23 protein-coding genes and 1 pseudogene are annotated in these 21,683 nt (G+C 47.5%); 11 read left to right on the top strand and 13 right to left on the bottom strand.

What is annotated here, in order from left to right; genetic code table 11:
- Positions 1 to 3: 3 nt before the first annotated feature.
- The 3 genes from arsA (M988_RS16770) to arsC are packed head-to-tail and all read left to right on the top strand — an operon-like array spanning position 4 to position 3,529.
- The gene (gene arsA, locus M988_RS16770; RefSeq protein WP_016538087.1) at positions 4 to 1,755 is read left to right on the top strand and encodes an arsenite efflux transporter ATPase subunit ArsA; all 1,752 of its coding nucleotides are present in this window, start codon (positions 4 to 6) and stop codon (positions 1,753 to 1,755) included.
- A gap of 46 nt (positions 1,756 to 1,801) precedes the next feature.
- Positions 1,802 to 3,091, top strand: a complete 1,290-nt coding sequence (gene arsB, locus M988_RS16765) for an arsenite efflux transporter membrane subunit ArsB (RefSeq protein WP_016538086.1) — start codon at positions 1,802 to 1,804, stop codon at positions 3,089 to 3,091.
- A 12-nt stretch (positions 3,092 to 3,103) separates the two neighbouring features.
- The gene (arsC, locus tag M988_RS16760; protein WP_000065761.1) at positions 3,104 to 3,529 is read left to right on the top strand and encodes a glutaredoxin-dependent arsenate reductase; all 426 of its coding nucleotides are present in this window, start codon (positions 3,104 to 3,106) and stop codon (positions 3,527 to 3,529) included.
- A gap of 30 nt (positions 3,530 to 3,559) precedes the next feature.
- Here the strand turns inward: arsC and arsA (M988_RS16755) are convergent, their stop codons facing one another.
- The 8 genes from arsA (M988_RS16755) to M988_RS16720 form a co-directional block, all read right to left on the bottom strand.
- The gene (gene arsA, locus M988_RS16755) at positions 3,560 to 5,317 is read right to left on the bottom strand and encodes an arsenical pump-driving ATPase (RefSeq protein WP_001057013.1); all 1,758 of its coding nucleotides are present in this window, start codon (positions 5,315 to 5,317) and stop codon (positions 3,560 to 3,562) included.
- A gap of 20 nt (positions 5,318 to 5,337) precedes the next feature.
- On the bottom strand, positions 5,338 to 5,700 hold the full coding sequence (locus tag M988_RS16750; RefSeq protein ID WP_000034287.1) for an arsenic metallochaperone ArsD family protein: 363 nt from the start codon (positions 5,698 to 5,700) through the stop codon (positions 5,338 to 5,340).
- Between the two features lie 75 nt (positions 5,701 to 5,775).
- Positions 5,776 to 6,321 carry a sigma-70 family RNA polymerase sigma factor gene (locus M988_RS16745; RefSeq protein WP_001286343.1) on the bottom strand — a complete coding sequence of 182 codons (546 nt, stop codon included), beginning with the start codon at positions 6,319 to 6,321 and terminating at the stop codon, positions 5,776 to 5,778.
- Positions 6,322 to 6,329: 8 nt separating this feature from the next.
- Positions 6,330 to 7,043, bottom strand: a complete 714-nt coding sequence (gene arsH, locus M988_RS16740) for an arsenical resistance protein ArsH (RefSeq protein WP_000145398.1) — start codon at positions 7,041 to 7,043, stop codon at positions 6,330 to 6,332.
- 1 nt (position 7,044) lies between these two features.
- Complete coding sequence (locus tag M988_RS16735) at positions 7,045 to 7,368, bottom strand: ArsR/SmtB family transcription factor (protein WP_000423544.1); 324 nt, start codon at positions 7,366 to 7,368, stop codon at positions 7,045 to 7,047.
- A 185-nt stretch (positions 7,369 to 7,553) separates the two neighbouring features.
- Positions 7,554 to 8,129 carry a hypothetical protein gene (locus M988_RS16730; RefSeq protein WP_000665320.1) on the bottom strand — a complete coding sequence of 192 codons (576 nt, stop codon included), beginning with the start codon at positions 8,127 to 8,129 and terminating at the stop codon, positions 7,554 to 7,556.
- A gap of 102 nt (positions 8,130 to 8,231) precedes the next feature.
- Positions 8,232 to 8,438 (bottom strand): helix-turn-helix transcriptional regulator, encoded by a 207-nt coding sequence (locus M988_RS16725; protein ID WP_000985661.1) that lies wholly within the window; start codon positions 8,436 to 8,438, stop codon positions 8,232 to 8,234.
- 103 nt (positions 8,439 to 8,541) lie between these two features.
- Entirely contained in the window at positions 8,542 to 9,123 is a 582-nt protein-coding gene (locus tag M988_RS16720; protein ID WP_000347296.1) for a YagK/YfjJ domain-containing protein, read from the bottom strand.
- 378 nt (positions 9,124 to 9,501) lie between these two features.
- Here M988_RS16720 and M988_RS16715 point away from each other — a divergent pair, with 378 nt between their 5' ends.
- Positions 9,502 to 10,299, top strand: coding sequence for a hypothetical protein (locus M988_RS16715; protein WP_000003883.1), 798 nt, complete (start codon positions 9,502 to 9,504; stop codon positions 10,297 to 10,299).
- Between the two features lie 232 nt (positions 10,300 to 10,531).
- Here M988_RS16715 and M988_RS16710 read toward each other — a convergent pair.
- Together M988_RS16710 and M988_RS22895 are read right to left on the bottom strand one after the other, a co-directional pair.
- Positions 10,532 to 10,774, bottom strand: a pseudogene (locus tag M988_RS16710) (cytochrome b/b6 domain-containing protein); the annotation flags it as partial.
- Positions 10,746 to 10,898 (bottom strand): hypothetical protein, encoded by a 153-nt coding sequence (locus M988_RS22895; RefSeq protein WP_156123960.1) that lies wholly within the window; start codon positions 10,896 to 10,898, stop codon positions 10,746 to 10,748. The gene M988_RS22895 and the pseudogene M988_RS16710, both read right to left, overlap by 29 nt.
- Positions 10,899 to 11,412: 514 nt before the next feature.
- Between M988_RS22895 and M988_RS16705 the strand changes: the two genes are divergently transcribed.
- Both M988_RS16705 and M988_RS16700 read left to right on the top strand, forming a co-directional pair.
- Positions 11,413 to 11,985, top strand: a complete 573-nt coding sequence (locus M988_RS16705; protein ID WP_001515348.1) for a cytochrome b/b6 domain-containing protein — start codon at positions 11,413 to 11,415, stop codon at positions 11,983 to 11,985.
- 199 nt (positions 11,986 to 12,184) lie between these two features.
- Positions 12,185 to 13,108: a cation diffusion facilitator family transporter gene (locus M988_RS16700; RefSeq protein ID WP_000167917.1), complete on the top strand. Its 924-nt coding sequence runs from the start codon at positions 12,185 to 12,187 to the stop codon at positions 13,106 to 13,108.
- A 172-nt stretch (positions 13,109 to 13,280) separates the two neighbouring features.
- Here the strand turns inward: M988_RS16700 and M988_RS16695 are convergent, their stop codons facing one another.
- Both M988_RS16695 and M988_RS16690 read right to left on the bottom strand, forming a co-directional pair.
- A complete protein-coding gene (locus tag M988_RS16695; protein ID WP_016538085.1) occupies positions 13,281 to 13,883 on the bottom strand; it encodes a site-specific integrase in 603 nt (200 codons plus the stop codon).
- Positions 13,884 to 13,974: 91 nt separating this feature from the next.
- Positions 13,975 to 14,157 carry a hypothetical protein gene (locus M988_RS16690; RefSeq protein ID WP_000878752.1) on the bottom strand — a complete coding sequence of 61 codons (183 nt, stop codon included), beginning with the start codon at positions 14,155 to 14,157 and terminating at the stop codon, positions 13,975 to 13,977.
- A 218-nt stretch (positions 14,158 to 14,375) separates the two neighbouring features.
- On the opposite strand from M988_RS16690, the gene M988_RS16685 reads away from it, so the two are divergent.
- Together M988_RS16685 and M988_RS16680 are read left to right on the top strand one after the other, a co-directional pair.
- Positions 14,376 to 15,461 (top strand): DUF4297 domain-containing protein, encoded by a 1,086-nt coding sequence (locus M988_RS16685; protein WP_000521770.1) that lies wholly within the window; start codon positions 14,376 to 14,378, stop codon positions 15,459 to 15,461.
- Positions 15,461 to 17,113: a coiled-coil domain-containing protein gene (locus M988_RS16680; RefSeq protein ID WP_001575467.1), complete on the top strand. Its 1,653-nt coding sequence runs from the start codon at positions 15,461 to 15,463 to the stop codon at positions 17,111 to 17,113. Before M988_RS16685 ends, M988_RS16680 begins: the two co-directional genes overlap by 1 nt.
- Positions 17,114 to 17,455: 342 nt before the next feature.
- Here the strand turns inward: M988_RS16680 and M988_RS16670 are convergent, their stop codons facing one another.
- Entirely contained in the window at positions 17,456 to 18,616 is a 1,161-nt protein-coding gene (locus M988_RS16670) for an alpha/beta fold hydrolase (RefSeq protein ID WP_227660412.1), read from the bottom strand.
- Positions 18,617 to 18,746: 130 nt separating this feature from the next.
- Here M988_RS16670 and M988_RS16665 point away from each other — a divergent pair, with 130 nt between their 5' ends.
- From M988_RS16665 to M988_RS16655, 3 genes are all read left to right on the top strand, one after another.
- On the top strand, positions 18,747 to 19,640 hold the full coding sequence (locus tag M988_RS16665) for a LysR family transcriptional regulator (protein ID WP_004958616.1): 894 nt from the start codon (positions 18,747 to 18,749) through the stop codon (positions 19,638 to 19,640).
- A gap of 150 nt (positions 19,641 to 19,790) precedes the next feature.
- Entirely contained in the window at positions 19,791 to 20,654 is an 864-nt protein-coding gene (locus tag M988_RS16660) for a GTPase family protein (protein ID WP_001071225.1), read from the top strand.
- A 94-nt stretch (positions 20,655 to 20,748) separates the two neighbouring features.
- The gene (locus M988_RS16655) at positions 20,749 to 21,573 is read left to right on the top strand and encodes a DUF932 domain-containing protein (protein ID WP_000197385.1); all 825 of its coding nucleotides are present in this window, start codon (positions 20,749 to 20,751) and stop codon (positions 21,571 to 21,573) included.
- Positions 21,574 to 21,683 lie beyond the last annotated feature (110 nt).

The following is a 21,683-nucleotide window of genomic DNA, read 5'->3' as shown; positions in this document are numbered from 1 at the left end:
CATATGAAATTCTTACAGAATATCCCGCCTTACCTGTTTTTTACCGGCAAGGGTGGTGTAGGAAAAACTTCTATTTCCTGCGCGACGGCTATCCGCCTTGCTGAACAGGGTAAGCGGGTTTTGCTGGTCAGTACTGACCCAGCCTCCAATGTCGGTCAGGTGTTCGATCAGGCTATCGGTAATACCATTCGCCCTGTGGCAGCAGTTCCTGGACTTTCCGCTCTGGAAATCGACCCGCAGGAAGCCGCCAAACAATACCGCTCCAGAATCGTTGATCCTATCAAAGGTCTTTTGCCTGATGACGTTGTTAACAGTATCAGCGAGCAGCTTTCAGGAGCCTGTACCACTGAGATTGCGGCGTTTGATGAGTTCACCGGCTTATTGACAGACGCTTCCCTGCTGACCCGCTTCGATCACATCATTTTTGATACAGCGCCGACGGGCCACACGATTCGCCTTCTCCAGCTTCCCGGTGCCTGGAGTAGCTTCATTGAAAGTAACCCGGATGGTGCTTCCTGTCTTGGCCCAATGGCCGGGCTGGAAAAGCAGCGTGAGCAGTATGCTCATGCGGTAGAGGCGTTATCCGATCCTGAACGTACCCGCCTGGTTCTGGTTGCGCGACTGCAAAAATCTACGCTGCAGGAAGTCGCCCGCACCCATGAAGAACTCGCCGCAATTGGCCTGAAAAACCAATACCTGGTGATTAATGGTGTGCTGCCTAAAGCCGAAGCTGAACATGACGCCCTGGCCGCTGCGATATGGCAACGTGAGCAGGAGGCACTGGCAAATCTTCCTGCCGGTTTATCTGGGCTACCGACAGATACCCTATTACTACAGCCAGTCAATATGGTTGGTGTTTCAGCATTGAAGGGACTTCTGGATACCGGTTCTGAGGCATTACCGCTCCCGGTAACGAACATCCAGTACACGCCTGAAAACTTATCGCTCTCTGGCCTGGTTGATGATATCGCTCGCAGTGAACACGGTCTGATTATGCTGATGGGTAAAGGCGGTGTGGGTAAAACCACAATGGCTGCGGCTATCGCCGTCAGTTTGGCAGATAAGGGTTTTGATGTGCATCTCACTACCTCAGATCCTGCTGCACACCTGAGTACAACGTTGAATGGCAGCCACAAAAATCTGCAGGTCAGCCGAATCAACCCTCACGATGAAACTGAACGCTATCGTCAGCATGTTCTTGAGACGAAAGGCAGGGATCTGGATGAGGCAGGGAAACGGCTGCTCGAAGAGGATTTACGTTCTCCTTGCACGGAAGAGATTGCGGTGTTCCAGGCGTTCTCACGCGTAATCCGTGAAGCAGGCAAACGGTTTGTGGTCATGGATACGGCACCTACCGGGCATACGCTATTACTGCTTGATGCGACCGGGGCTTACCACCGAGAGATTGCCAAAAAAATGGGGAGTAAAGGTCATTTTACTACCCCAATGATGCAGCTTCAGGACCCGGAACGCACCAAAGTCCTGCTGGTCACTCTGCCTGAAACCACACCGGTACTGGAAGCGGCAAACCTGCAGTCCGATCTTGAGCGTGCGGGGATTCATCCGTGGGGCTGGATTATCAATAACAGCCTTTCCATTGCGGATACGAGTTCTCCGTTGCTTTGCCAGCGCGCCCAGCAGGAACAGCCTCAGATTGAGGCTGTTAAGAATCAGCACGCTAACCGTATAGCGCTCGTTCCGGTACTGGCTTCTGAGCCAGCCGGTATTGAAAAACTCAGAGAGTTGGCGAGTTAATTTTTTGTTTTTACAGGGCGGTAGAACCGCCCTGTCAGGAGGATGTATGTTACTGGCAGGCGCTATTTTTGTCCTGACCATTGTTTTGGTTATCTGGCAACCGAAGGGATTAGGGATCGGCTGGAGTGCAATGCTAGGCGCAGGACTGGCTTTGATATCTGGCGTTGTGCATGTAAGCGATATTCCGGTGGTGTGGAATATCGTCTGGAACGCGACAGCGACCTTTATTGCGGTGATTATCATCAGCCTGCTGCTCGATGAATCCGGCTTTTTCGAATGGGCGGCATTGCATGTTTCACGCTGGGGTAACGGTCGTGGCCGTTTGCTCTTTACGTATATCGTCCTGCTAGGTGCAGCGGTGGCGGCATTGTTTGCCAACGATGGTGCGGCATTGATTCTTACTCCAATTGTCATCGCCATGCTGCTTGCATTAGGTTTCAGTAAAGGTACTACGCTGGCATTTGTCATGGCCGCCGGGTTTATTGCCGATACGGCCAGTCTGCCGCTTATCGTGTCCAACCTGGTTAACATCGTTTCTGCAGACTTCTTTGGGCTGGGCTTCACTGAGTATGCGTCGGTAATGGTGCCGGTGGATATTGCCGCTATTATCGCCACGCTGGTGATGCTGCATCTGTTCTTCCGCAAAGATATTCCGCCGACTTACGACCTGGCTCTCCTGAAAGCACCTGCAAAAGCTATTAAAGATCTGGCAACCTTCAGAACCGGATGGATAGTGTTGATCCTTCTTCTGGTTGGCTTTTTTGTCCTTGAGCCGGTGGGTATCCCGGTCAGCGCGATTGCTGCTGTAGGAGCTGTCATTCTGTTTGCGGTGGCGAAACGAGGCCATGCCATTAACACTGGCAAAGTGCTTCGCGGTGCGCCATGGCAGATTGTCATCTTCTCATTGGGGATGTACCTGGTGGTCTACGGTCTGCGCAACGCTGGGCTAACCGAATACCTTTCAGGTGTGCTGAACGTACTGGCGGATAAAGGACTCTGGGTTGCGACGCTTGGTACTGGCTTCCTGACGGCTTTCCTGTCTTCCATCATGAACAACATGCCTACCGTGCTGGTTGGCGCTCTCTCTATTGATGGCAGCACTGCAACAGGCGTTATCAAAGAAGCGATGATCTACGCCAACGTGATTGGCTGCGATCTGGGCCCGAAAATTACACCTATTGGTAGCCTGGCAACGCTGCTCTGGCTGCATGTCCTTTCACAGAAGAATATGACCATCACCTGGGGATACTATTTCCGCACCGGGATCGTCATGACTCTGCCTGTGCTGTTTGTAACGCTGGCAGCGCTGGCGCTACGTCTCTCTTTCACTTTGTAATGAGATACTGATATGAGCAACATCACTATTTATCACAACCCGGCCTGCGGCACGTCGCGTAACACGCTGGAGATGATCCGCAACAGCGGTAATGAGCCGACTGTTATTCTTTACCTTGAGACCCCACCTTCACGCGATGAGCTGGTCAAACTCATTGCAGATATGGGCATTTCCGTCCGGGCTTTGCTGCGTAAGAACGTCGAACCGTATGAGGAACTGGGTCTTGCAGATGATAAATTTACTGACGACCAGCTAATCGATTTTATGTTGCAACATCCGATCCTGATTAACCGTCCGATTGTAGTGACGCCACTGGGAACTAAACTTTGCCGTCCTTCTGAAGTCGTTCTGGATATCCTGCCAGAATCTCAGAAAGGGGCTTTCACCAAAGAAGATGGTGAAAAAGTCGTTAATGATGCAGGTAAAAGACTGAAATAAAAATGAAGGGGGCATTTGCCCCCTTCATGGTTACTTAGCCATTTCTTTCAGTAGGTCAATACCTACCGGCTCTTCGCTCTGTAACGCAGTTAATGCAATACGCTTTGCATACTGCTCTTCCACATCAGAGATGAGAGGCAACTCGCGGTTCGCCCTGGTCTTCAGGAAAGGTGAAGACGGTTCAGCTGCCGCCAGGCTGTTATTCACAACCCATGCCCATGGCTCGATGCCAGCGCGACGTAAATCCTGCTGTAGGTTCGCCGCTTCAAGTACCGGTGTCGTTTCGGCAAGCGTCACGATAATAACCTTTGTCTTCTCCGGGTCCTGCAATTGCATCATTGGCGTCATCACATGGTCATGTGTTTGCCCCATCTGACGCACCATTTCCCGGTGATAGGCTCCTGTTGCATCCAGTAGCAGAAGTGTGTGACCTGTTGGCGCGGTGTCCATAATAACAAAATGATCGTCTGCCTCTTTGATGATCCGCGAGAATGCCTGAAACACGGCGATCTCTTCAGTACATGGCGAGCGGAGATCTTCCTCCAGCACTGCTAGTCCCTCAGCGTCTAATCCTTTGCCCTGATTTTCCAGCACAAAGCGGCGATAGCGCTCTGTCTCCACCTTCGGATCGATACGGCTGACCTGAAGGTTTGGCAGCGAGCCATCCAGCGTATAAGACAGATGTGCTGCCGGATCGGACGTCGTCAGATGGACTTTATGACCGCGTTTTGCCAGCGATACCGCGATCGAAGCTGCAACAGTCGTTTTGCCCACGCCACCTTTACCCATTGCCATTACCAGACCTTTACCTGTCAGGCTGAGTTCATCTACCAGTGAGGCAAGTTTCGGTAAATCCAAAGTATTCAGCGTGGTAGCAGGGAGCGGCAGCGAGGCTTTGTTCTCCGTAAATAACTGACGCAGCGCTTCCAGACCGACCAGATTAAATGGCTTCAGATACAGCTGCGAGCGGGGAAGGTTCGCCAGGTTCTCTGGCATTGCCTGTAATGCTTTTTCTTCTCGAGCCAGAATACTTTGCGCCAGTGGATCATTTTCACCCGCAAACGGCGGCAGCACGCCATTAATGGCAAGGTGTTGATGCTGCAAACCGATAGCAGAAAGCTCATCGTGCGTATGAGAGACTTCTTTCAGTGTTGAAGCTTGGGCTCGGGCAACCAGAACCAAGCGCGTGAGAGCTGCATCAGACAGCGCCTTAACCGCGTCTGAGTACTGGTGCTGTTGTTTCTCCAGCCCCACCAGCGGCCCGAGGTTAGCGGCGGCATCAGGGTTCGCTTCGAGATAACCGCTCCAGGCCCCCGGCAACTCAAGCATACGGATGGTATGACCGGTTGGCGCAGTATCAAATACGATATGGTCATACTTTTCCCGCAACTCATGGTTGGTAAGAAGACCAGTAAACTCATCAAATGCCGCGATTTCCGTAGTGCATGAACCGGAGAGCTGTTCTTCAATGCTGCTGACCACATCGGCTGGCATCAGCCCGCGAACCGGGTCGAGTACTCGGTCACGATATGCCTGTGCTGCAGCCATCGGATCAACTTCCATCGCGGCAAGATTTTCTACGGTACTGATATCTGTGATTCGGTGGCCGATAGTCTGGCTAAAGACTTGGCCGACATTGGAAGCCGGATCGGTACTCACCAGAAGCGTTCTCTTACCCTGATCGGCCAGCCATACCGCAGTAGCACAGGCCAGGGATGTTTTACCCACGCCACCTTTGCCAGTGAAGAAGATGAACGGGGGAATGTCTTTTAAAAATGGCATATTCATCAGTGATTGCTCCTCTGGAATTAAGGCATACGTGGAATGCTGCAGCAGCGTGGTTGCGTGCTGTCTTCACTCCAGTCCTGACTAAGCGGAATACCTGCCCAACGGGCGATATCTTCACGAGTCGGGAGTTTGCCTGCCATCACGAGTTTGCCGTCGAGCAAGGTGACAGGGAGAGACTCCATCCCTGATGTGTTCAGAAACTCTTTAATGACCGGCGAATTCAGGAACTGCTGCGGGTTCTTCGCAAGGCTGTAGCGCTGTATATCAACGTCATTCTTTTTCGCCCATTCGGCGCTGGCGTTCCATTTGACGGCTTCGTCACTGACTACAACGCTGCTGGTTGCACAGCAGCCTGCTGCTTCAAAGATCTCAATTTTTGACATGGACTGTTTACCTCAGTGTTTAGTCATTTGGCTTTACACTGAGGTAAACGAAGGTGGTGGGGAAAAGATGCGCGATTAATTCATTTTTTTGTGGCAGCAGACGGAAGACGTGTCATCCGCCTCAATCTGACAAAGTTCTGTCATCGTCTCTTTCAGGTGTTTTCTGGCCCGAAGTAGTCGGGATTTAAACGCCGTAAGCGTGATTCCCAGTTCATCGGCCAGGGACTGCTGGGGACGCCGGTTAAGGTCGGATTCTTCAATCAACCACCGCTCATCTTCAGGTAATGCCTGCAATGTTTCAGGCAGGCAAATATCCAGCGTTGAGATTGCATCAGGGGATGCATCAGTGAATGGGGCATCATCTTCCAGCTCAACGAATTCCCTGGTGGTGCGGTACTCATCAATCAGCAGATTCCTCGCCGCCCGATACAGCCAGGCTCGCGGATTCTCCATTTCGCAGAAACTGTCTGAATGAGCGCGGGCACGCAGGAATAGCTCTTGCAGAAGGTCTGCTGCTTTTTCGCTATCACCTGTCTTAGATGTCAGAAAGCGAGAGAGTTCGGCTTCATGTTGCCGCCAGAACACGCTCATGCAGTTGTTGAATGCCGTTACATCACTCATACCAGCCCTCAAATTTTGCTCTGATTAACCCGCCGTGAAAGTTCTTCTGCAGACTCTTTTCGTTCGCTGTAGCGATCAACGAGATAGGCTGAGTTACCTCGGGTCAGCAGAGTAAATTTCACCAGTTCTTCCATCACATCCACGATCCGGTCGTAATAAGACGACGGTTTCATTCGTCCATCTTCATCAAATTCCTGCCAGGCTTTTGCCACAGAGGACTGATTCGGGATGGTGATCATCCGCATCCAGCGGCCAAGAATGCGCATCTGGTTTACGGCATTGAAAGACTGAGAGCCACCGCAGACCTGCATAACGGCCAGAGTCTTACCCTGCGAAGGGCGAACAGCGCCTTCTGATAACGGTATCCAATCAATCTGGGCTTTCATGATGCCGGTCATCGCACCATGGCGTTCAGGGGAACACCACACCATCCCTTCGGACCAACGAACCAGCTCGCGCAGTTCCATGACTTTAGGATGCGAGTCAGGCGCATCATCAGGAAGAGGCAAGCCAGAAGGATTGAAGATCCGCACTTCTGCGCCCATGGCGGTCAGTAACCTTGCCGCTTCTTCCGTTGCCAGTCGGCTGTAGGAACGTTCGCGCACAGAGCCGTACAACATGAGGATACGTGGAGGATGGGGAACGGCAGGAACACCGAATCTTGCCTCTGTGATTGAGGTGTCGAACAAACCCGAATCAACATTCTTAAGATCACCTGTCATTTTACTTCTCCGTCTTCTGGGGCAGGGGGAGGCAGTCGTTAGTCCCTGAGCAGCATTCTTCTGTCAGGAAGGCAATCAGAGCCTCAAGGTTTTCATATCGAGCGTGGCAAAAAAGCGTTCTGCCCTGACGTTCCTGGCGTACCAAAGAAACTGATATCAACGAGGAAAGATGATGGCTCAACGTAGACGCTGGGATTTCGAGCCGCTTCTGCAGTTCGCCAACCGGTAGCCCTTCATGCCCGGCTTTAACCAGCTCTCTGTATACGCTTAGGCGCGTAGGATGACCCAGCTCTTTCAGGGTTTCTGCTGCTTTCGAAAGCTCCATTTATATCTCATTTCTATATTTCCGGAATTATAGAATAATATCGTATCTTCCAATAAATACCAATAGTGAATGGGCCTTGCCCCTGAACATTTTGGATAAAGGGGGAGCATCATTGAGAAAAAGTGGGGAGTAGCTCTGCTCTTTTTCCCAGGAGTAAAACGGTTAGGCACAGATCGGAACTGATATTAGTGGCCGGTAAATAGCAGATATTCATCCATCATTTGCGTGAGGGATATGTTTTCCTCCTGCCGTCCAACCAGCCACAAGCCTAGATCTTCAGGTGCCTTACGTTTCAGGTTATCCAACCAGTCTTCCAGCGTCGCACCCATCATCAAATCGTACCAACATAGCCAGACCAGTTTGTGGCGATGCTCCGGTGAACTGAATTGGTGTAACAGGCTAATCAGCCTATTTGCCAGTGGGCGTTGTTTGAGGCGGATACATTCACTCAGTAATATCCCTTCCAACATTGGGTGGTGCAGTAAAGTTTTTTGCCTTGTCTCAAGGCTGATTTGCATATCAGTCAATACCGACACTGGCTCTGGATGCTGACTTCCGTAAATCAGTCGGTAAAGGCACTGTGGTACCACTGCAGTCATCTGCCCTGCGCCGGGAAAGTACAGACTGCCCACCATCAGATGGTGGCTGGCCTGAATATTGGGATGACACATGCCATTTATGATGGCCAGTTTTGTGAACCCGTTTAGCCAACGTTGATAGCTGACCAGCAAACTGTTATATCGCGTCTTTGTCTCTTTCATGGTGGATTATCCCTGGATACTGAATGACAGGCAGCCGCAAACCTCCGCTATGAGAGGATAAAGAGTTTGCCTGTCAGGAAAGTGATATGTAAGGAGAGGTATTTAGCTGCGTGATTCGTGGATTCTCGCCTGTAGCCAGGCTTCCACTTCACTCTGTAGCCATCGTGAACTTCGCCCCAGTTTGATGGGTTTTGGAAATATGCCATCTTTGATGAGTCGGTAAATCCACTTATCACTGACCCCCAGCAGGCGGGTGATGAAAGTCATATCAACGAACTGATCTTCAAGCAGGGAAGGTTTAATTGCCATGGTGAGATTCTCCGGTAGCTAAGTAAGTACCGGAGTCGTGTGATGAATCACTGTACCCTTCTCCGGCATAACAACCGGAACTGACGTAAAAAAGTGCGTCGTTTTATCGAAGCCCTCGCGGTCTGCCCAGTCCACTCGCGGGTGGTACCTCGTTGGCCCCGTAGTAAGTCTGCCCGTATTTTGATTTCTCCTTGGCGAGATAGCTGATGATGTAGCGCAGGTTGTCGATGGCTGCAGCATCATCGTAATTGACGGGGCGGGTGATATCGGCTTCGTAGCACTTCTTGGGATCACAGCGATTGTGGTACCCCTCACCCTGTGTAATCTTCTGCCAGGCAGCCCCCGCCTGTTCAGCCACCGGAAAGGTGGCCTGGTTATGGTGACCATCAAGATACATCACGATATGGGCATGGCATTTGTGTCGGGAAGTACACTCCAGTACCCAGAAGTGGCCCACGATGTTGCTCTCTAACATCAGATGTTCTGTTAACTGGCGTACCTCCCTTTCTGTCTCGTACCATCCGTGATGGTTATAACGCCATGTGTCATTCTGATAGAACACATCGAGTCTGAGGGGCTGAAGGCGGGAGTAACGTTCCAGTAGCTGATCAAGATGGTGGTTCAGTAACGACAACAGGAACCAGTTCATTGTGTATTTGCGATTCCAGGGCCAGGGAAAGTCCATGATTTAATCCTCTGTAGTGTGTGTACAAAGGAAGGTGGTGATATGTAATTTTTATGCAGGAAAGTCACAGTATTTCTGTTTACTGAGCAGTACTGTGGGGACAGAAGATATACAGACGGGGTAAGCGGATCACTGGGGAAGGGGATATGAAGAGGAAGTTCTTAAAACATGAAGACCTTAATTATACTAAAAACCCAAATGTTCGCTCCTGGTATCCAGGCTGTCCTGACAGCATCATATTCAGTATTTTTACGTGAGAGCATGTTACTATGAATTGATAACTAAAGAGAAAGAGCAATAGAATAAACTTGTTGATAATAAAGGTGTTTAAGGTTAATTGTTATGCACTTTTTCTAAAATGCTTAATAGGTGATTGGCATGTCAGAACGAATCACTTTCAATGTAACCAATTCTGAGACTCTGCGTGTTGTGGATGAATACAGCAAAAAACAGAAGATCTCACGATCGCAGGTTATTTCCACATTGCTGGATGCCACCGTTCCGGTACTGAAAGATATTAATCGCTATTATCAGCTTGCGGACGAACTTAAGGCCCGGCTACTGTCTGGTGTCTACCAGCAGGATTTGCCTCGCCGAAGAAATGTTGTAGCTGCTGAAAAGTATTGTATGGAGATCTGGGAGAGTAAGCTTCAGGTTGGAAAAGGGTACGACTTTGACAGCGTCAATGGCAAGGTGCATGTTCGCGAACATAAGCGACACCTCCGTCGGGATAATGCAGTTGGCAGGGTCGAAAATCGACATATCAAAGAGTTCTGTCAGTCGCTCCTGGAAAGATCAGAACAGGATGCCCGCTATGCCTGTTTTATCTATACCGAAAGGATTATTTTTGCTGATGTTGAAACCTCTGGACACTCTTCATCCCCAATAAAACTGGCAGCAGGTGATGCTGTAATTTTGCTGGCAAAAGATGTGGTTTTTAACGAGTTTTTCTTTGATATAGGTAAGGCGCTTTTTATTAATGTGGTTGATCTTATGTCATACGGTACAAGTGGTATCCCGGAGACGACAGGAGACCCACGTGTTCATTGCTGGGTGCCAATTCTGTTTAGTGGGAAAAATGCCGTGATAGTACCTGTGTACCTGATTGACCCTGCTACGGCCCCGACGTTAAGAAAACCAGACAACATCACAGTGGTTTACCAGGACAAAAAGTAACGTTGATTCTTGTTCCTGCCATGCCATGCGTTTTCATCTATCCCGTGGCAACCTCAGACTCATCTAGGTTGAATTACCTTGTGCAGGTGAAAGTCAGCAATGTGATAAAGAATATACAGTACTGAGCTGCAGGCATTCTGTCTGACATGAACCAGGGCTACAGGGGATATAACGAAGCGTTGAGGGCAGCAATATTGCTGCCGGGAAGACGCTCCCCCGGCAGAAACACAAATTAAATCGGCTTGTTGTGATCAGGAAGCATTCTACATAGTGTGTTGTCCTTCTGGACATAGTGATGAAGCAACGCCGCTGCCGCATGGAAAGCAATGAAGAAATATCCGGCATTACCCAGTGTTTCGTGAATATTTTTCAGTACTGACTTCACCAAAGGGTCGGGCGTAGCAAAAGGAGAAATAGTGAGCCCCAGAAAAATCCAGCTCTTACCGTTAATAGCCATCAGAGCGACCTCCAGTAATTTTCTCCGAAATGAATGCTGCATAGCCATGATCTTCTGTCGGATTATCGCGCTTCAGCGGCCAGTCGATATCGTCATCCTGCCGGGCGATATAACCATCAAGTGCCCCGTATTCAGGTTGCATAGACCCGTTGAACTCACAGCACGAAGCGGTTAGAACTAACTGAGCTGAAGGTCCGTTGTGAGCGAGAAGCGGACATTGCAGACTGCCCAGTAGAAAAAGTGCTATCAGAATTATCTAAAGGAAGATCGTATTTACCATGTCTCATTCTAACTGTTTAATAAATTACAAAAATTAAAATTTCCATTTAATATCATCGCGTTAAGCAAGAGAATTAAACCTCTCATTTAATTTATGATTCTTATTTAATTCATGAGTTGGTGTAAAAATAGGTTGCCGCACTATAGAAAGACACATATTTAAACCCAGCAGGAAATCATATTTGAAAGTAATGTGTTTAAGGGGCTGCGTAACAAGAACAGCAAGTAAACACATAGTAATAACAGTTACCATTCCCATTTCGCAAGTGGCCATATCAGAGGTGAACTAATGCCTGCTGCAATTTTAAGAATTAAGGTTATCCTAATAATTCTTTTGTATGATTAAGATCATCGATAAATTTACTAAGGACTCATTAATGAAATTGCGACTCTGGAATCTATTACCCCATGATTACGCTCCTTTTTTTCGTATTCTTCACATCATTGTGGCATTTCTAATATTATCACAAATTATTAACTCTAATCTGACAGAGACCGAAGCAATTGGTGAACATAGTCTTGAAGGAGTTATAACCTGGATGCACATTATTTCAGGGTTAGGACTGATTATTTGTGGTTTTATTATGTTAAGTTGGATGCTTACTCAAAGAGGTTTTACTTATTATTTTTCATGGGTAGGGCTTGACTTTAGTGGTATTAAGCAAGATATAAAAACGTTGACTAGTTTCCGACTGCCCGATGCACATTCGGGAGGTATTGCCAGTACAATCCAAGGATTTGGAGTTCTAGCATTGCTAATTGTAGCACTTTCAGGTGGCCTATGGTTCTTGTTGAATACCATGCAGTCAAATCTGGCTGAAACAGTAATCCACTGGCATAAGTTCTTTACTACTTTCATTGAGGTCTATTTTTATGCACATGGTGCAATGGGAGTTTTGCATATTTTAATTGAAAAATATAAAAGCCGCTCAGTTAACCTAAGTGACTAATCTGTTGTGAGATAATATTACTTCAAGTTGAAGAAAACCCTAAAAATAAAATTTAGTTTACTAGAAGATGAAACAGCACTTGCAGAGACTTTTTAATTAAATTTAATAAAAACGAAAAAATATTCATGGCGAAATGATTGTTTAATTATCTATCATGGATAGAAATGTGAGTTAGTCGTCCTATTTTAGGAAGTTAATAATGACTAAAACAAAAGGGTTACCTCGTCCGCTGACGCACTACGCTTGGCTTTCCATTGCCACGGCTATTGCCACTATCGGACTCAAAGGTGTGGCGTGGAAAATGACCGGTTCGGTCGGTCTGCTATCTGATGCCATCGAATCCGTAGTTAACCTCGCAGGAGCCCTAATGGCGCTCTGGATGCTGACCTTGGCTGCGCTTCCGGCCGATGAGAACCATGCATATGGGCACGGCAAAGCCGAATATTTCTCGAGTGCTTTCGAAGGATTTCTGATCCTATTGGCGGCAGCCAGTATCGCCTATACCGCAGTTGAGCGGATGTTAACTCCACAGCCGCTTGAGGAGATTGGTCTCGGATTACTGGTTTCAACAGTCGCATCAATCCTTAATTTTGTGACGGCTCGCATTTTGTTAAGGGCTGGCAGGCAGCACAACTCTATCACTCTTGAGGCAGATGCTCATCACCTGCTGACCGATGTCTGGACGTCGGTCGGTGTCATTTTTGGTGTCGGACTGGTTTATCTGACCGGCTGGTTTTGGGTCGATCCGATCGTTGCATTGCTGGTCGCAGCCAACATCGTTTGGACTGGTTATCAGCTTATGAGTCGTTCAGCTGCAGGTCTGATGGACGTATCGCTACCCACGGAAGAACTCAAAAAAATCGAGTCACTGCTGGCAGGATATCGTGAACAGGGGCTTGATTTCCATGCACTACGTACACGCCAGGCTGGCGGGCGGGCGTTTATGACAATGCACATCCTAGTTCCTGGGCGATGGACTGTTCAATATGGGCACGACTGGGCCGAGCGTATAGAGAATGATATCCGCACCGCACTGCCTTTTATCCATATCACCACTCATGTGGAACCGTTGGAAGATCCCGCGTCAATGAACGACCAAACGCTCGACATTTCTGATCACTAAACTAACCACATGTCGCTGGTCGGGCAGGGTAACAAACCTCGCTCTACAAAAATTTCAGGTATTCTCTATAATTCTGAGGGTACTTGATGTGACCTGCGCCCAATTGTTGGGCACGCAATATTTTTAAAAAGTCCGCTTCTGGCACAGGGCTGCTGTTGCAGCCCTGATAACCTTAGACTTCAATCGATTCAGAAATCTCTAACGCATCATCGACTTCAATGCCCAGATAACGGACTGTGCTTTCCAGTTTCTTATGACCCAACAGAAGTTGGATCACCCGGAGATTCTTGGTTTTCTTGTAGATCAGGTAAGGTTTTGTTCTTCTCATGGAATGTGTGCTGTAAAGCGTCTCTTCGAGACCAAGCTTTGCTACCCACCCATGAAAGATTCGGTTGTATTGCCGGGTTGAAATATGCTGGTTAGTTCCGATCCGAGACCGAAACAAGAAGTCTTTACTGTGCAAATTGCCAAGCTTTATCAATGCAGCAACAGCTTCTCTTGTCCCTTTGGTTATCTCAAATTGCACAGGGCTACCGGTTTTCTGTTGCAATACCGTTGCTCTGCTCGAAACAGAGCTACCATATGCAACATCAGATACTTTGAGTTTGACCAGATCACAGCCTCGAAGCTTACTGTCCAGTGCCATATTGAACAGAGCTAAATCGCGCGTTTTACCTTCCAGTTCAAGTCGGATTCGGATACCCCAGATATGAGATATCTGAAGTGGCCTTTTTTGGCCTATGATACGGTCTTTGTTCCACGGTGACGTGTTCATACTCAAATCTCCTGCAATGTGGGAGATTTGAGTATGGTTGTCCCTTATGAGCGATCTGCTGACATTACCAGCATAGTGGCGTATTAATCATCTAGGAGCAGGTCACAATCTCAGCCATCAAGCTCTGGACTAACCCAACTGCGAAACGCTGCAGACTAACAAGACCATCTTCGTCGTCCTCGCCGTAGAAACGTGTGAAGGCAACCGATCGCACCTTCTCATAGTCTTCACCATGTTCATCGCCTCCAAAACGCTTGGCGAGCGCCGCCAGCACGTACTTCAAAGACTCTTGGTCCTCCTCTGAACGAATAGAGCTATGACTTCGCTAGAGACAAAGTCGCTTACTTAGCTTCCCTGTTTCGATGTTGCAACTCACATATTTTTAACTTTCAGAATGTGTTACCCAATAGTTCGTGCTAATGCTACTATTTGTATTCAATCGGATTAATGATGTTGTTACGCGAGTCCATTGAACTAAACATAAGGGAGTATATGGGGTTAGCTGAAACATTAGTTAGTATTCCGCAGTCTGAAAGAGGCGGTGAGATTGCTCAACGTGGGTTTGACTATCAAACTTGCTGGGCTTTATCTCAAATGCTGGAATATGAACTAGATGAAAAGAACTATGTGTTTATCTTCGAATATCATGATGATGTTCTTATTCTTGATGACGAAGTTTCTCCAACACAACTCACATTTGCTCAAGTAAAAACAAGAGAGAAACACTGGACTGCATCCACTCTTAGTAATAGCACCAAGAAGAACCCCATATCTATCATCGGTAAGTTATTTATTCATCAAAAGAATTTCGCCGAATATTCACCCAAGCTCCTTTTTGTTACTAATGCTTCTTTCAATCTATGTGAGGAAAACGGTGGTAAGTCTTGTTTTGGTGCAAATGAAGTCAAAGTGGAGTATCAGACGAGCTTTAAGAAAGCAATCAAAGATCAAGTAAAGCTTGATGACTCCAGTATCGATCTTTCTGTTATGCGTTTCGTTCAATCCTCATTAAGCCTAGATGACCACATTACACATCTAAAAGGTAAACTATGCGATTTCCTTAGCAAGAAGTTTGGCGATAGCATTAGCCTGAGTGTTAATGCATTAGCTTCTTTGCTTGAACAGGCGTGTCGAGAAAAATCCAAGGTAAAATCCGCAGATATTATTAATTTTCCTGAACTTATCTCACGAAAGGGTTTCTCATCAGAAGCATTGAATGGTGTGCTTGATTCCTTGAATGCAAGTAATAGTTTAAAGCCTGATTGGGACAAAGCTAGTCCCCTATTCAATGATCTTGGCAAAACATCGCTTCAGCTCATTATCCTGCAAGCCATGTTCTCACAAGTTTGCATCGACCTTAACCAAAACAAAAAAAATCCTTCGACTGTATATCTAGAATATGCAATTAGCCTTTACGATGAGGCGAGTGCTCACTCGGATTTGAAATTATATCTAACTGAAACCATGTACAAAATTGATGCACTTTGTCCAGATTATGCATTGACTTTAAAGTCAGGGAAGAAAGAATGCATAGTTATTTACTCAATAATCCAGAAGCTCTTAGAGGGAGGTGAATAATGAAAAGCATATACTTTAAAAGTGCTCATATATTATCCCTTCGCGATAAGAAAGGATTCTCCTTCAAGTTCTCACCTGATATTAATATCATTACAGGTGAGAACGACACAGGTAAGTCTAGCTTTATTAAGAGCTTATATCATACATTAGGTGCTGATGTTCGACTGGATAAAAAGTGGAAAGAAGATAACTTTGTTTCAAAAGTTGTTATTTGTGTTAATAATCGTGACTATGCGTTTCTTCGCCACGAAAAACGTATTTCCATTTTCGATATAACAGCAGGACAAGAGCATCACTTAGTGACCTCTAGCTCTCGTGCAGAGATTGCATTAGCTGTGCGTGATGTCTTTGATTTCAATTTGGAGCTTGTGACTAAAACTAATTTGGTTCAGGGACAAGCACAACCAGCAAGTCTTTATCTCCCTTACTATATTGATCAAGATAACGGTTGGGGGAAGGTTTTAGATTCATTTAGCAGTTTGGCTATGTATGAGGACTGGCAAAAAAATATCTTGAATTTTCATACTGGTGTAAAACCAAAGGAGTACTATACTTTACAAGGAAAGATTAATTTAATTGATATCGATCTTGTTGAAATCCGAACGACGTTAAAAGCTCTAAAGAGAGCTAAAAAGCGATTCGAAGAGTCATTTGGAAGAGTACTTTTCGATGTGGATGTAAAATATTATGAAGAGCTGCTGGAACGTTTCCTTCGTAAGTGCCAAGACTTACATCAAGAAGAAACAGAATACAGAATTAAGCTCATAAAAATATTATCTCTACGAGATGAATTAGTAACAGAAATAGAGGAATCAAAAAGACAGCTCGATGAAAATGATATAGATTCTTTGCTACCATCGGCAGGCTTAGAAGCGAGATATGTAGTACTTGAGAATAAAGAAAAGCTATTGCAAATCATACCAAAGTTGTATGAGGAAAAATCTGTATATGATGATCAACTCTCTAAAATTAAAGAAGATTTGAAACAGGCTATAAGCTTAAGCTCAGAACTCAAAAACATGCTTCTGGAAGTCAAAGAGCAACTGACTCTTCAAGACGTTATTAAGTCTCAAGCAAGTAAGCAGGTTGAGGTAACTTTCGATGAGCAAATTAACGAATTACTGCTAAAAATAGGCGAATTGGATGTTGCTAGAACTCAGCTTTCAAAAGAAATAGCAAAGTTCGAAGATAAAAAGCGAGCAAAAGAAATCAATGATAAGTTTAAAGAGTCACTGAAGTTTGCGCAAACTGAGTTAGGTATCAAAGATCCTAAAGTTGGAACTATTCTTCAATATGGTCCGATTTCTAAGAGCGAAACAGGCAGCCGTGCTCCAAGGTCAATATTGGCTTATCACTATGCTCTTCTAAAAACAATAGAAGATAAATCGACAAGTCCTATGCTTCCAGTAGTAATTGACTCGCCTAAACAACAAGATCCAGATCCGCGCACAACAAAAAAGTTATTCGATTTATGTATTAATGGTTTATCAACTAATAGCCAGCTAATTATCGGCTCAGTTTCATTTGAAAGAGAAACGAATCAGTTTAAAACACTTATTATGACTGAAAAATACAGTCTGCTAAAATCAGAGCTTTACAATCAGGTTTATCAAGAGATTATGCCTCTTTATGAACGAGCTGCGTTATCATAATCTGATCATTTATATGGGAACACGCTCATCACTATGAGTGTGTCTCCTCATAGTTACGCTAGCTATCAATTAAATTAGCCTATTCAATTGACCAGCTCTTCATTGATCAACAATAAGTGCTATTAGCTACTTCAGCTTTCGGCACAGAGAGGACGAGATGGCTGGTTTGAAGGTCCGCTGTGAGCGAAAAGCAGGCGCTCCGAAAGCAGCAAGACATAACAGCAATCTTGCGCTCATCGTTATTACCGCATGCCTTAAAACGGCATGCGGGTGGTGGCGGATGTCACTTACCTCTCTGCAGCCACGCGATATTGCTAGCGCAAGCTATTCTTACTGAACTCACTACGTTCCTGATGGATTTGAAATCAGCAGCCGCCAACCTCCGTCAACGCTTCGCAACAACACCTGCGTTGCTGTACCGGACTCTTCGTGCAGTGTTCTATCCTTGGTGGTTATGGTCAAAGTCCAGTCAATAATAAGCAGAGCAATTTCACCGGCGGAGAGGATCGAGCGGATATGGTTTCTGATAACTGGCTGGGATGATGTCAGTGACAAAAAAGTGTCCCGAAGCTTTTCAGGATCGCTTTCGATGACCACACCATCAGTCATTTTCATAGTGGCACGGTTACTGAACAGAGCCAGCAGGTCATCAACCCTGCCTGCATTGAAAGCATCATCAAACGCGGCTATCGTTTCGACAGGCGAATGGTAGACTGCTGTCCCCCCTTCAATGGCGGCTGTAAATTTTAACAGGTGGCTGGCGACCTCTGTAGGGGCCTCCAGAGGCAAGAGATGTCCGACGTCTGGAATAATATACATTGATGCATGTGAAATAAGGGGCAGCAATTCTCTTTGCAGAGTAGCCGGAAGGTCTACACGATCCAACTCCCCTGAAATGACCGTCACAGGGACATTAATTGAGGCCACTTCCTGGGTAATGTCTTCGCCGATAGCCGTATTAGGCCAGCCTTCTTTGGCCTCGGATGAGGCCCTCAAACTGTCCTCGATTACCTGTTCACGCAGAGCAGAACTTAGTGCCCCCGCTGTCAGGACATTATCAATCACAAAGCCGACAGATTCGCGGCTGTTATATGCGCTGGATAACGTATCGCGCTGCTCAGGCGTGAGACGCATAGGTGAAGGTGGAGAGGGAGCGATAAGCATCAGGCCTTCAAGACCTGCAGGCCGACGCGACGCCATCAGTTGGGCAACTTTTCCCCCCATCGAATGGCCAATAAGAATGTAGCGTTTAAGCTCAAGCGCTGAAATAACCCCTTCGGCATCCCGAGCAAGGTCACCAATTCGGTATCCTGATTTAGGTGCGTCTGAGCCCCCCCAGCCCCGGTGGTCGATTGCAACTGTGCGGTAGTGGTCAGGTAACTGACTTATCACGCTCTCCCATGTACGGGATGAACCGCCATAATAATGCAAAAATACCAGTGCAATTTCACCGCTGCCCTGTTGCTCAATGTGGATACCCGTTCCATTCACCTTAATTTTCATCGTCTCATGCCTCTTCATGTCATTAAGGTAATGGTAATTGCTGTCATGAGTGATGATAATCAGCGTAATTGTGTCGACAGCCGATACTCTGATTATCGAATGGTGGTAAGTTATGGACAGGTTCACCAGCATGCAGATTTTTATCGCGGCAGTGGATGAAGGCAGTTTCGCCGCCGCCGCGAGACGTTTTAAGCTTTCGGCTGCAATGGCAGGAAAGCATGTCAGCGCTATAGAATCTGATCTAAATGTACGACTTCTTCAGCGTTCAACACGCCGTCTTAGCCTGACGGATGCCGGTGAGCGGTATTATGAACGTTGCAAAGTTATTCTTGAGGTTCTTGAGGATGCGAACCGGGAAGCCAGTGATGTTCAGAAAACACCGAAGGGGTTGCTTCGCGTTGCAGCACCGGTCGCCTTCGGTGCAATGCATCTTGGTAGGATCGTATCACGCTACCTGGAGCAATTTCCGGAGGTCAGTCTGGACGTTGTACTGGAGGATAAATACGCCGATCTGCTCGAAAATCGAATCGATGTTGCCATCCGAGTTGGGCGTTTTGAGGATCCGACACTGGTTACGCGGCGGCTGGCACCTTGCAGGATGGTTTTGTGCGCTTCACCGGAGTATTTGAAAAAACATGGCACACCAGAGACGCCGGATGATCTTTCCCGTGCGCCTCGACTGGCGTTCAGCCAGGCGGTTTCAGCGGGAGACTGGACGATTTATGATGCACAAGGCAGGCCGCACAGTATTGAAGGCCCATGCCGTATGACTGCCAATAACATTCAGTTGCTTCTTGAATCCGTACTGGCCGGAACAGGCATTGCTTACGGGCCCAACTTTGTTTTTGGCGAGCATATTAAGCAGGGCAAGCTGATAAAGCTGCTGCCAGCATACCGGACGACTGAACTTACTATTCAGGCTGTTTATCCCAGCGCGATCCGTATTCCTTTCAAGGTTCGCAGCTTTGTTGATTTTATTGCTAAAGCGTTAGGAGATACACCGCTGTGGGGAGAAGAAAATTGAAATATGCAAGAAGTAACATCCGCTTCTGGCACAGAACGGCCTATCAGCATTCTAAAAATATTCAGATATATATCATTCCCCTGAACATACCTCATTAAAGGCAGAACCTCACGGTCTTGCCTTTTTTGTTTTCATTTCAGAGGAGCAGTAATGAATCAATTTGAAGGTTTACAGTCACTGCAGCATTCGCTTTCTAACCTGCCGCACTGGGCATCAGAGCGTATTCTGCAGCAGATAAATCAGCTTACTGACTATGAGCCGGTGATTGGCATCATGGGTAAAACTGGCTCGGGCAAGAGCAGCTTATGTAATGCCCTGTTTACCGGTGAGATTTCACCGGTCAGCGATGTGACCGCCTGCACACGCGAACCCTTACGCTTTCGCCTGCAAGTGGGGAAGCGCTTTATGACGCTGGTGGATTTACCCGGCGTCGGGGAGTCTGAGCGCCGGGATACAGAGTATGCCACGCTGTACCGTAAACAGCTCCCCCAGCTGGATCTGGTTCTGTGGTTGATTAAGGGTGATGATCGGGCGCTGGCCGTAGATGAACATTTTTACCGGCAGGTGATTGGTGAAGCATACCGGCATAAGGTGTTGTTTGTTATCAGCCAGTCTGACAAGGTTGAACCCACCTGCGGTGGTGAAAAGCTGTCTACAGAGCAGAAACGAAATATCAGCCTCAAAATCTGTCTGCTGCATGAGTTGTTCCAACCTGTAAACCCTGTCTGTGCGGTGTCGATACGTTTGCAGTGGGGGCTGCGGATGATGGCTGAGCGGATGATTCGTTGCTTGCCACGGGAGGCCAGTAGTCAGGTGGCAGTACAACTCAGTGCGCCACTTCGTACCGATGCCGTTAATAAAAAAGCCCGTGACGATTTTGGTGAAACGGTCGGCTCGGTACTGGATACAGTAAGTTCCATGCCCCTGATACCGGCCCAGGTTCGGTCAGTCATCCAGTCTGTGCGCGACATCGTGGTATCAGTCGCCCGTGCAGTCTGGAATTTCTTCTTCTGAACATTAACCCTTCTAACCCGTAGTTTCCTGAGCCCTGCCGCGATTTTGCGGCGGGGCTTTTTGTATTTAATTTTCCATCATGAGGAGTCTGCTTATGACCCGTCTGGCTTCGCGCTTTGGCGCAGCAAACCTTATTCGTCGTGACCGTCCGTTAACCCAGGAAGAGCTGTTTCGTGTAGTGCCCAGTGTCTTCAGCGAGGAGAAGCATGCGTCTCGTAGCGCACGGTATACCTGGATACCAACCATTACCGTTCTTGAAAATCTGCAGTGTGAAGGCTTTCAGCCTTTCTTTGCCTGCCAGACCCGGGTGCGTGACCCAGGGCGTCGCGAGCATACAAAGCATATGTTACGTCTGCGCCGGGAGGGACAAATTACTGGCAAGCAAGTCCCAGAAATCATTCTGCTCAATTCTCATGACGGCACCAGCTCGTATCAGATGTTACCGGGATTATTCCGTGCGGTATGCCAGAACGGGCTTGTCTGCGGTGAATCGTTCGGCGAGGTGCGGGTACCGCACAAAGGAGATGTCGTGAGTCAGGTGATTGAGGGGGCGTATGAAGTGCTGGGTATTTTTGACCGTGTGGAAGAGAAGCGGGATGCCATGCAGTCGCTGATGCTGCCGCCACCTGCACAACAGGCTCTGGCACAGGCTGCACTGACGTACCGTTTTGGTGAGGACCACCAGCCGGTGACAGCACCTCAGATACTCTCCCCACGCCGCTGGCAGGATGAGAGCAATGACCTGTGGACCACATACCAGCGTATTCAGGAGAACCTGATTAAGGGCGGGCTCAGTGGCCGGAGTGCAAAAGGTGGGCGAACACATACCCGCGCCGTGCGTGGTATCGACGGCGATGTGAAGCTCAACCGGGCTCTCTGGGTGATGGCGGAAGCGATGCTGAGTGGGTTTCAGTCCTGAGCTTGTTATCAGCATGTTGGGAAAGGACACTCCCTGTCCGTTTTACCTCCATTGGATTGAGTGTTTTATCACCGTATTTCACGGTGCGCCGCGTTGGGCTTGCCTCCGGT

Source organism: Hafnia paralvei ATCC 29927, assembly GCF_001655005.1.
Taxonomy (GTDB): Bacteria; Pseudomonadota; Gammaproteobacteria; order Enterobacterales; family Enterobacteriaceae; genus Hafnia; species Hafnia paralvei.
This window is presented reverse-complemented; position numbering and strand designations above follow the sequence as displayed.